8 protein-coding genes are annotated in these 8,653 nt (G+C 70.4%); 3 read left to right on the top strand and 5 right to left on the bottom strand.

The window, feature by feature from the left end; genetic code table 11:
- The first annotated feature begins 706 nt into the window (after window positions 1–706).
- Entirely contained in the window at window positions 707–1,744 is a 1,038-nt protein-coding gene (trpS, locus tag ABZ725_RS13195; RefSeq protein ID WP_358802729.1) for a tryptophan--tRNA ligase, read from the top strand.
- Here the strand turns inward: trpS and ABZ725_RS13190 are convergent.
- Window positions 1,672–2,682 (bottom strand): helix-turn-helix domain-containing protein, encoded by a 1,011-nt coding sequence (locus ABZ725_RS13190; RefSeq protein WP_358802728.1) that lies wholly within the window; start codon window positions 2,680–2,682, stop codon window positions 1,672–1,674. The genes trpS and ABZ725_RS13190 overlap by 73 nt on opposite strands.
- Before the next feature lie 75 nt (window positions 2,683–2,757).
- On the opposite strand from ABZ725_RS13190, the gene ABZ725_RS13185 reads away from it, so the two are divergent.
- Window positions 2,758–3,357: a cysteine hydrolase family protein gene (locus tag ABZ725_RS13185; protein ID WP_358802727.1), complete on the top strand. Its 600-nt coding sequence runs from the start codon at window positions 2,758–2,760 to the stop codon at window positions 3,355–3,357.
- Window positions 3,358–3,385: 28 nt separating this feature from the next.
- On the opposite strand, the gene proC is transcribed toward ABZ725_RS13185, so the two are convergent.
- The 3 genes from proC to ABZ725_RS13170 form a co-directional block, all read right to left on the bottom strand.
- Window positions 3,386–4,198 (bottom strand): pyrroline-5-carboxylate reductase, encoded by an 813-nt coding sequence (proC, locus tag ABZ725_RS13180; protein WP_351915983.1) that lies wholly within the window; start codon window positions 4,196–4,198, stop codon window positions 3,386–3,388.
- Between the two features lie 235 nt (window positions 4,199–4,433).
- Window positions 4,434–5,213 (bottom strand): ABC transporter permease, encoded by a 780-nt coding sequence (locus tag ABZ725_RS13175; RefSeq protein WP_358802726.1) that lies wholly within the window; start codon window positions 5,211–5,213, stop codon window positions 4,434–4,436.
- On the bottom strand, window positions 5,210–6,043 hold the full coding sequence (locus ABZ725_RS13170; protein WP_358802725.1) for an ABC transporter ATP-binding protein: 834 nt from the start codon (window positions 6,041–6,043) through the stop codon (window positions 5,210–5,212). Before ABZ725_RS13170 ends, ABZ725_RS13175 begins: the two co-directional genes overlap by 4 nt.
- 262 nt (window positions 6,044–6,305) lie before the next feature.
- Here ABZ725_RS13170 and ABZ725_RS13165 point away from each other — a divergent pair, with 262 nt between their 5' ends.
- Entirely contained in the window at window positions 6,306–7,742 is a 1,437-nt protein-coding gene (locus ABZ725_RS13165; protein WP_358802724.1) for a SulP family inorganic anion transporter, read from the top strand.
- Here ABZ725_RS13165 and ABZ725_RS13160 read toward each other — a convergent pair.
- A complete protein-coding gene (locus tag ABZ725_RS13160; RefSeq protein ID WP_358802723.1) occupies window positions 7,706–8,638 on the bottom strand; it encodes a class I SAM-dependent methyltransferase in 933 nt (310 codons plus the stop codon). The genes ABZ725_RS13165 and ABZ725_RS13160 overlap by 37 nt on opposite strands.
- Window positions 8,639–8,653: the final 15 nt, after the last annotated feature.

Here is an 8,653-nt window from a genome sequence, read left to right as displayed (position 1 = left end):
ATTTTTGGCACGCTGTTGAGTTCTCAAGGAACGGACGCTTCCTTTGTACTCACCCGAGACACTCTCAGGCTTTCCTCCGGGCAGTTTCCCTTCGGTCTTGCGTTTCCGACTCTATCAGATCCTTTTCCGATCCGATTTCCTCGGTGCTTTCCAGGTTCCCGCTTTTGTTTCGCGGTTTCCCTTTCCGGCGGTTCCGACTCTATCAGATCCTTTCGGCGCTGATTCCCAGTCAGAGGGGGTTGTCTTCGCGGCCCTTGGGCCGTTCCGACGAGTGAGACTTTAGCGGATTCCCGGCTCCCGAAGCCAATCGGGGTCCTGCGCCCTTTCGAACGCGGATTCCTCATTTCGCGAATACGCACGCCAATGACGCGACGGCAGACGAAACGACTGCACGTCGAGAAGTGGCAAGTACTTGCGGAATGGCTGTCCGGGGACCGACCGGAGTCGGCGCTCACGTCGGACAACTCGGAGAACACTACGTATGCGGCCGGGGTGTGTCAACTCAAGTGCTGATGGCACCCCTAAGGCGTACTCTGACGGCCATGACTACGTGTACGTGCACCCAACTGTGGTGGGCCGCCTGACGGCGGCCGTGTACTCACGTATGCACTCAACGGCCGCCGCTTCGGCGGCCGTTCTTGTTTCTCCCTCCAGGGGTTCAGGGGTCGGCAGGCCAGGGCGGCGGCCTCGACCAGGAGGTGGAGAGATGAAGCGGGTATTCAGCGGGATCAAGCCGACCGGGCACCTGACGCTGGGGAACTACCTGGGGGCCATGCGGCAGTGGGCCGAGGTCGACCAGCATCAGGCGGACTCGGTGTTCTGTGTCGTCGATCTGCACGCGCTGACCGTGGAGCACGATCCCGCGCGGGTGCGGCGGCTGAGTCGGCAGTCGGCGACGCTGCTGCTGGCGGCGGGACTGGATCCACGGTTGTGCACCGTGTTCGTGCAGAGCCATGTGGACGAGCACGCGCGGTTGTCGTATCTGCTGGAGTGCGTGGCCACGGACGGCGAGATGCGCCGGATGATCCAGTACAAGGAGAAGGCCGTGCGGGAGCGGGAGCGCGGGGGCAGTGTGCGGCTGTCGTTGCTGACGTATCCGGTGTTGATGGCGGCGGACATCCTGGCCTACGGGACCGACGAGGTGCCGGTGGGGGACGACCAGACGCAGCATGTGGAGCTGGCGCGGGATCTGGCGGTGCGGTTCAACCAGCGGTACGGGCACACGTTCGTGGTGCCGAGGGCGACGCGTCCGGCGGTGGCGGCTCGGGTGATGAACCTGCAGGACCCGGGGTCGAAGATGGGCAAGAGCGACGACTTCGGGCCGGGGATCGTCTATCTGCTGGACGAACCCGACGTGGTGCGCAAGAAGATCATGCGGGCTGTCACCGACAGCGGGCGGGAAGTGGTGTACGACCGTGAAGGGCGGCCCGGGGTCGCGAATCTGCTGGAGATTCTCGCGGCCTGTACGGGTGGGAACCCGGAGATCTTGGGCGGCGTTCATACGTCGTACGGCTCTTTGAAGAAGGACACGGCGGACGCGGTGGTGGAGGTCCTGAGGCCTCTTCAGGCCCGGCACAAGGAGTTGTGCGCTGATCCTGTCCATGTGGAGGGGGTGCTGCGGGATGGAGCGGAGAAGGCTCGGGAGATGGCCCGGCCGGTCGTGGACAGCGCCTATCGCGCGATCGGGTTGCTCCCGCCCCTGACCGAGTCGGTGTCGGACGGGGTGCTGAACGCCGCTCGGTAGGCGCGTGGGCTGGTGGCGAGGCGCGATGCGAAGTGCTGGCGCATGGTGACCTCGCTGCCGAAGCCGGCGCGTCGGGCCACCTCCGGCATGGGGAGGTCGGTGCGTTCGAGAAGTTTCTGGGCTGCGGCGACGCGCTGGTCCAGGAGCCAGCGGAGCGGGGTGGCACCGGTCGCCGCGGTGAAGTGGCGGGCGAAGCTGCGCGCGGACATGCCCGCGTGCGCCGCCAGGTCGGCGACGGTGAGTGGCTGGTGCAGATGGCGCAGGGCGTGTTCGCGTACCGCGGCGAGGGTGTCGGCGTCTCGGTCGGCGCGCGGGGTGGGGTGTTCGATGAACTGGGCCTGGGTTCCGGTGCGGAAGGGGGCGGTGACCATGGAGCGGGCGATGGTGGCGGCCGCTTCCGCGCCGTGGGAGCGGCGGACCAGGTGGAGGCAGAGGTCGATGCCGGCTGCCGTGCCGGCGGCGGTCCAGATGTTGTCGTCCTCGATGAAGAGGGCGTCGGGGACGACGGTGACCTGGGGGTGGTGGGTGCGCAGGAGGTCGATCAGGTCCCAGTGGGTGATCGCTCGGCGGCCGTCGAGGAGGCCTGCCTGGGCGAGGGTGAAGGCGCCGCCGCAGAGGGCGGCGAGGGTGGTGCCGCGGGCGTGGGCGTGGCGGAGTGCGTCCAGGACGGGGGCCGGTGCGGAGGTGAGGTGGTCGTCCAGGCCGGGGACGAGGATCAGGTCTGCTCGGGAGAGCCAGGTGAGGGTGCGGTCGGGGAGGAGGGCCAGACCGCCGCGCATCGGGATGGGGGTGGTGGTGTCGGTGGCGACCCGGCGCAGGTCGAAGGCGGGGGCGCCGCGGTCGGTGCGGTCGCTGCCCCAGACCTCGGTGATGACGGAGACGTCGAAGGCGCGGATGCCGGGGAAGGCGACGAGGGCGACCCGGTACGCAGGCTTCATGGGTGGCAGTAAACCATCGATCGATGACTTTTCGTCCTCTGGGGAGTGTCCGGGGCCGGCGGCAGGATCGTGGGCATGGACATCGCAGAGATCGCAGCGAACGCAGCCCTGGTCGTCGTCGACGTACAGAAGGGGTTCGAGGAGCTTGACCACTGGGGGGCTCGGAACAATCCCGGGGCCGATGACAACATCGCCGCGCTCATCGACGTCTGGCAGAGGACGGGGCGGCCGGTCGTGTTCGTGCGGCATGACTCGTCCGAGCCGGGGTCGCCGTTGCGGGCGGGGTATAGGGGGAACGACTTCAAGGAGTACGTGGAGGAGAGGAGGGGGAAGGGCGCCGGGGCCGAGCTGCTCATCACGAAGACGGTGAACTCGGCGTTCCTGGGGACGCCGGATCTGGGGGCCTGGCTGAGCGCGGAGGGGATCTCGCAGTTCGTGGTGGCCGGGATCCAGACCAACATGTGCGTGGAGACGACGGCGCGGATGGGCGGGAACCTGGGGTACGACGTGCTCGTGGCGTACGACGCGACGCACACGTTCGACCTGGAGGGGCCGTTCGGGTGGCGGCGGAGTGCGGACGAGCTCGCGCAGGCGTCCGCGGTGTCCCTGCACGGGGGTGGGTTCGCTCGGGTGGTGAGCACGCAGGACGTCGTCGCGGGGGCGGCCGGGGTCTGACCGCCCCGGCTTGTCCTCCCGGCGGGTGTCAGTCCTTCTTGCCCGAGGCCAGCTCGCGGCTGCGGTCGCGGGCGGCCTCGAGGGCGGCGATGAGGGCGGCCCGTACGCCGTGGTTCTCGAGTTCGCGGATGGCGCTGATGGTGGTGCCGGCCGGGGAGGTGACGTTCTCGCGGAGCTTGACCGGGTGTTCGCCGCTGTCGCGGAGCATCGTCGCGGCGCCGATCGCGGACTGGACGATGAGGTCGTGGGCCTTGTCGCGGGGCAGGCCGAGGAGGATGCCGGCGTCGGTCATGGCTTCGACCAGGTAGAAGAAGTACGCCGGGCCGGAGCCGGAGAGGGCCGTGCAGGCGTCCTGCTGGGACTCGGGGACGCGGAGCGTCTTGCCCACGGCGCCGAAGATCTCCTCGGTGTGGGCGAGGTGCTCGGCGGTGGCGTGGGTGCCGGCGGAGATGACGGACATGGCCTCGTCGACGAGGGCGGGGGTGTTCGTCATGACGCGGACGACCGGGGTGCCGGCGGCGAGGCGTTCCTCGATGGAGGCGGTGGTGATGCCGGCGGCTCCGCTGATGATCAGGCGGTCGGCGGGGACATGGGGGGCGAGCTCGTCGAGGAGGGCGCCCATGTCCTGCGGCTTGACCGTGAGGATCAGGGTGTCGGCGGTCTTGGCGGCCTCGGCGTTGGTGACCGGCGTGACTCCGTAGCGGGTGCGGAGTTCCTCGGCTCGCTCCGGGCGGCGGGCGGTGACGAGGAGGTCGTCGGGGGCCCAGCCGCCTCGGATCATGCCGCTGAGGAGGGCTTCGCCGATCTTGCCGGTGCCGAGGACTGCGACTTTCTGGGTCATGGTGCGGGGCCCTCCGGGGGTTGCGTCGTCCGGGGTACATCCTCGCACCGGCGAGTGGCGGGGTGAGCTGGTGTCCGGTGGGCGGACGTTGGGTTTTCGCCCCCGCCGCCCCTTCCCTCCCCCACTCTCGGCTTCGCTCGAGCGGGGGGACCCCCATCATCCCTGGGGGCTGCGCCCCCAGACCCCCCTTCGCCCTGAACGCCCTCGTCCTCAAACGCCGGACGGGCTGAGGCGGTCACGCTGTGCGGCGTCGGAGGGTTGCTGCGCCCAGGCAGAGGACCAGGACTGCGCAGCCGCCGACGATGAGGACGTCCCGTACGAAGGTGGCTGTCATGTCTGTGCGGGTGAGGACCTCGTTCATGCCGTCGACGGCGTAGGACATGGGGAGGACGTCGGAGAGGGCCTCCAGGGCGGGGTGCATGGTGTCTCGGGGGGCGAAGAGACCGCAGAGGAGGAGTTGGGGGAAGATCACCGCCGGCATGAACTGGACGGCCTGGAACTCCGAGGCCGCGAAGGCGGAGACGAAGAGGCCCAGGGCGGTGCCGAGGAGGGCGTCGAGGAGGGCGACCAGGAGGAGGAGCCAGGGGCTGCCCGTGACGTCCAGGTCCAGGAACCAGACCGCCAGGGCGGTGGCGAGGGCCGATTGAATGATCGCGAGGAAGCCGAAGGCGAGGGCGTAGCCGGCGATCAGGTCGCCTTTGCCGAGGGGCATGGCGAGGAGGCGTTCGAGGGTGCCCGAGGTGCGTTCGCGCAGGGTGGCGATGGACGTGACCAGGAACATCGTGATCAGCGGGAAGATGCCCAGGAGGGATGCGCCGATGTTGTCGAAGGTGCGGGGGTTGCCGTCGAAGACGTAGCGGAGCAGGAACAGCATCACGCAGGGGATGAGGACGAGCAGCGCGATGGTGCGGGGGTCGTGGCTCAGTTGGCGTAGGACGCGGGCCGCGGTGGCTGTGGTGCGGGAGGCGTTCAGCGCCCTGGTGGGGATGGGGGCGGTGGGGGTTGTCGTGGTCATCGGGTTGTCTCCTTTTCGCGGGTCGCCTGGGTCGCGGCGTCCACCAGGTGCAGGAAGGCCGACTCGACCGTGTCCGCGGCGGTGCGGGTGCGCAGGTCGTCGGGGGTGGCGTCGGCGAGGATCTCGCCCTCGCGCATGAGGAGCAGGCGGTGGCAGCGCTCGGCCTCGTCCATGACGTGGGAGGAGACGAGCAGGGTCGCGCCTCGGGTCGCGGCGATGTCGTGGAAGAGGTTCCAGAGGTCGCGGCGGAGCACCGGGTCCAGGCCGACGGTCGGTTCGTCGAGGACCAGGAGTTCCGGGGTGCCCAGGAGGGCCACGGCGAGTGAGACGCGGTTGCGCTGACCGCCGGAGAGGTTGCCGGCGAGGGCGTCGGCGTGGGTGGTCAGGTCGACGTCGGCGATGGCTCGGGTGACGTTCTCGTCGCGGCGGTCGGCTGCCGCGCGGCCCGGGTCGAGGATCGCGGCGAAGTAGTCGAGGTTCTGGCGGATCGTCAGGTCGTCGTAGACGGACGGGGCCTGGGTCACGTAGCCGATGCGGGTGCGGAGGGTGGGGTGGCCGGCGGGCCGGCCGAGGACCTCGAGGGTGCCGGTGACCTTGGCCTGGGTGCCGACGATCGCGCGCATGAGGGTCGACTTGCCACAGCCGGAGGGGCCCAGCAGGCCGGTGATCTGGCCGCGGGGGACGGTGAAGTCGAGGGTGCGCAGGACGGTGCGGGGGCCTCGGACGACCGTCAGGGCTTGGGCTCGTACGGCGGGGGCTGCGGTGACGGCGGCCTGCCTGTCGGCTTCGCCGGGTGGGTGTGCGTATGAGCCGGGGTTAAAATTCATCATGCGATGAATAATGCTCGGGGTGCGCTGAGGCGTCAAGTGGCGCAGGCGCGTGGCGGTGGGATTGGAAGCGGAGGCTCCGGTTCATCCGCTTCCGTGTTCACATGCTCGGCACAGGAACCGGGCGTCGAGCCGGTCGTTTCAACTGACAATGGAATTCATGCGCGGACGGGGGCGGCCGTCCTCGTTCGCGGATGGTCGTCGCCGTGCCCTCCCCCGGTGCGGCGCGCCCACGCATCTCCCGTTTCCTACCGGAGGTGCCGCCATGTTGCGCCGTGGTGTCGGCAAGGCCGATCTGTTCGCTTCTCTCGTCGTCTTTCTCGTCGCGCTCCCGCTCTGCGTGGGCGTCGCCATCGCCTCCGGCGTGCCCGCCGAGCTGGGGCTGATCACCGGCATGGTCGGCGGGCTGGTCGCCGGGGTGCTGCCCGGCAGCAGCCTGCAGGTGAGCGGGCCCGCGGCGGGGCTCACCGTGCTCGTCTACGAGGCCGTGCAGCGGTACGGGCCACAGGCGCTCGGGGTGCTGGTGCTCGCCGCCGGACTGGTGCAGCTCGGGCTGGGCGCGCTGCGGCTGGGGCGATGGTTCCGGGCCGTGTCGGTGGCCGTCGTGCACGGGATGCTCGCCGGGATCGGGCTGGTGCTCGTCGCCGGGCAGGTGTACGCCCTCGGGGACGCGGCCGCGCCGGCGGGCGGGCTCGCCAAGCTCGGCGGGCTGGTGTCGCTGCCCGGGAAGGTGGACCCGGTCGCGTTGTCAGTGGGGGGTGCCACGATGGTCGTGCTGCTGTTGTGGGGGCGGTGGCGGCGCGGTGCGCGCCTGGTTCCTGCGCCGTTGGTCGCGGTGGCGCTGGCGGCAGGCGTGACCTGGGTGTTCGACCTGGATGTGCGGCGCGTCCAGGTGCAGGGGCTGCTGGATGCGGTACGGCTGCCGGAGCCGTCGGACTTCGGGCGGCTGACGGAAGTGGGAGTGATCGGGACCGTCGTGGCGTTCGCGTTGATCGCGTCGGCGGAGTCGCTGTTCAGCGCGGCGGCGGTGGACCGGTTGCACGACGGACGGAGGACGGACTACGACCGGGAGTTGATGGCACAGGGCGCGGGCAACGCGGTGTGCGGGGTGCTGGGCGCGCTGCCGATGACGGCCGTCATCGTGCGGAGCGCGTCAAACGTGCAGGCGGGGGCGCGGACCAAGGCGTCGCGGGTGCTGCACGGGGTGTGGCTGCTGCTGTTCGCGGCCGTCGTGCCCGGGGTGCTGGAGGTCATTCCGGTGGCGGCGCTGGCCGGGCTGCTCGTGTACGCCGGCTGCAAGCTCGTGCCCGTGCGGGAGATGCGCAAGCTGTGGCACGAACATCGGGGCGAGGTCGTCGTGCTCGGCGTGACGGCGGTCGCGATCGTCGTGGGGAACCTGTTCGAGGGGGTGTTGATCGGGCTGGCCCTGGCCGTGGCGAAGACGGCGTGGGAGATCAGCCATGTGCACGTGGAGACCGAGGACCGGGGGGAGGCGGGGCTCGTCGTACGGGTACTGGGGCATGCCACGTTTCTGCGGCTGCCGAAGCTGCTCGACGCGTTGGACGCGCTGCCGCACGACCGCGAGGTGCGGCTGGAGTTGGGCGGACTGCGGCATGTGGACCACGCGTGTGCGGCGGCCCTGGAGGGGTGGGCCGCCGCGCGGGGTCAGGCCTTGGCGGCGACCAGTAGCTCGACCTCGTAGGTCTCCTCAACGACTCCGTCGGGAAAGACCTCGCGCAGGTGTTCCCGTTCTTCGGTGAGGAAGGCCGTGGTGCGTTCCTCACCGGCGACCAGGAAGACCGAGTGGCTGCCGATGTTGGCAAGGTGGGTGTCGACCGGGACGTGGCGGCTCCAGCGGACCAGGCGGAACGTGAAGTCCAGACGGCCGGTGGGGTCGGCGAGGGCGGCCCGGGCACCGCTGCCGTTGACCTCGACGGACGGGTGGGCGGCGAAGGCGGCGAAGCGCGCGCCGATGCGGTCCGTCTGGGCGGCGATCCACGGCACGTCGAGGGCGTAGGTGTTCCACCACAGCGCCAGCGCGCCGCCCGGCCGCAGGACGCGCAGGGCCTCCGGGACCGAGCGGGCCGGGTCGGTCCAGTGCCAGGACTGGGCGTAGGTGAGGAAGTCGAGGGAGTCGGCGGCCAGGGGGAGGTGGTTGCCGTCGCCTCGGACGATCGGCACGTCGGGGAGGGTGCGGCGGAACTGCTCGGTCATGCCGTCCCCGGGTTCCACGGCGAGGACGTGGGCGCCGCGGGCGGGCAGGAGCGCGGTCGCGATGCCGGTGCCCGCCCCGATGTCCGCGACCCGCGCGCCGGTGAGGGGGTGTCCGGCGAGGTCCTCGATCGCGTCGAGGAGGGCGGTCGGGTAGGAGGGGCGGTTGGCGGCGTACTGGGCTGCGGCGGCGTTGAAGGAGTGGGCTCGGGCTGTGTGGGCCGTCTGCGCGAGGGCGGCCGGGGCGGCCGGCTGCGCTGTGTGGGCCGTGTGGGCCGTGTGGGCCGTGTCGGCCGTGTCGGCCGTGTCGGCCGTGTCGGCCGTGTCGGCCGTGTCGGCCGTGTCGGCCGTGTCGCCCGTGTCGGCCGTGTGGGAGGAAGCCGTCATGGGGTCATGGTGACG

Source organism: Streptomyces sp. NPDC006872 (assembly GCF_040635845.1).
Classification (GTDB): domain Bacteria; phylum Actinomycetota; class Actinomycetes; order Streptomycetales; family Streptomycetaceae; genus Streptomyces.
The sequence above is the reverse complement of the archived record's forward strand: the minus strand, read 5'-3'. Positions and strand labels throughout refer to the sequence as shown.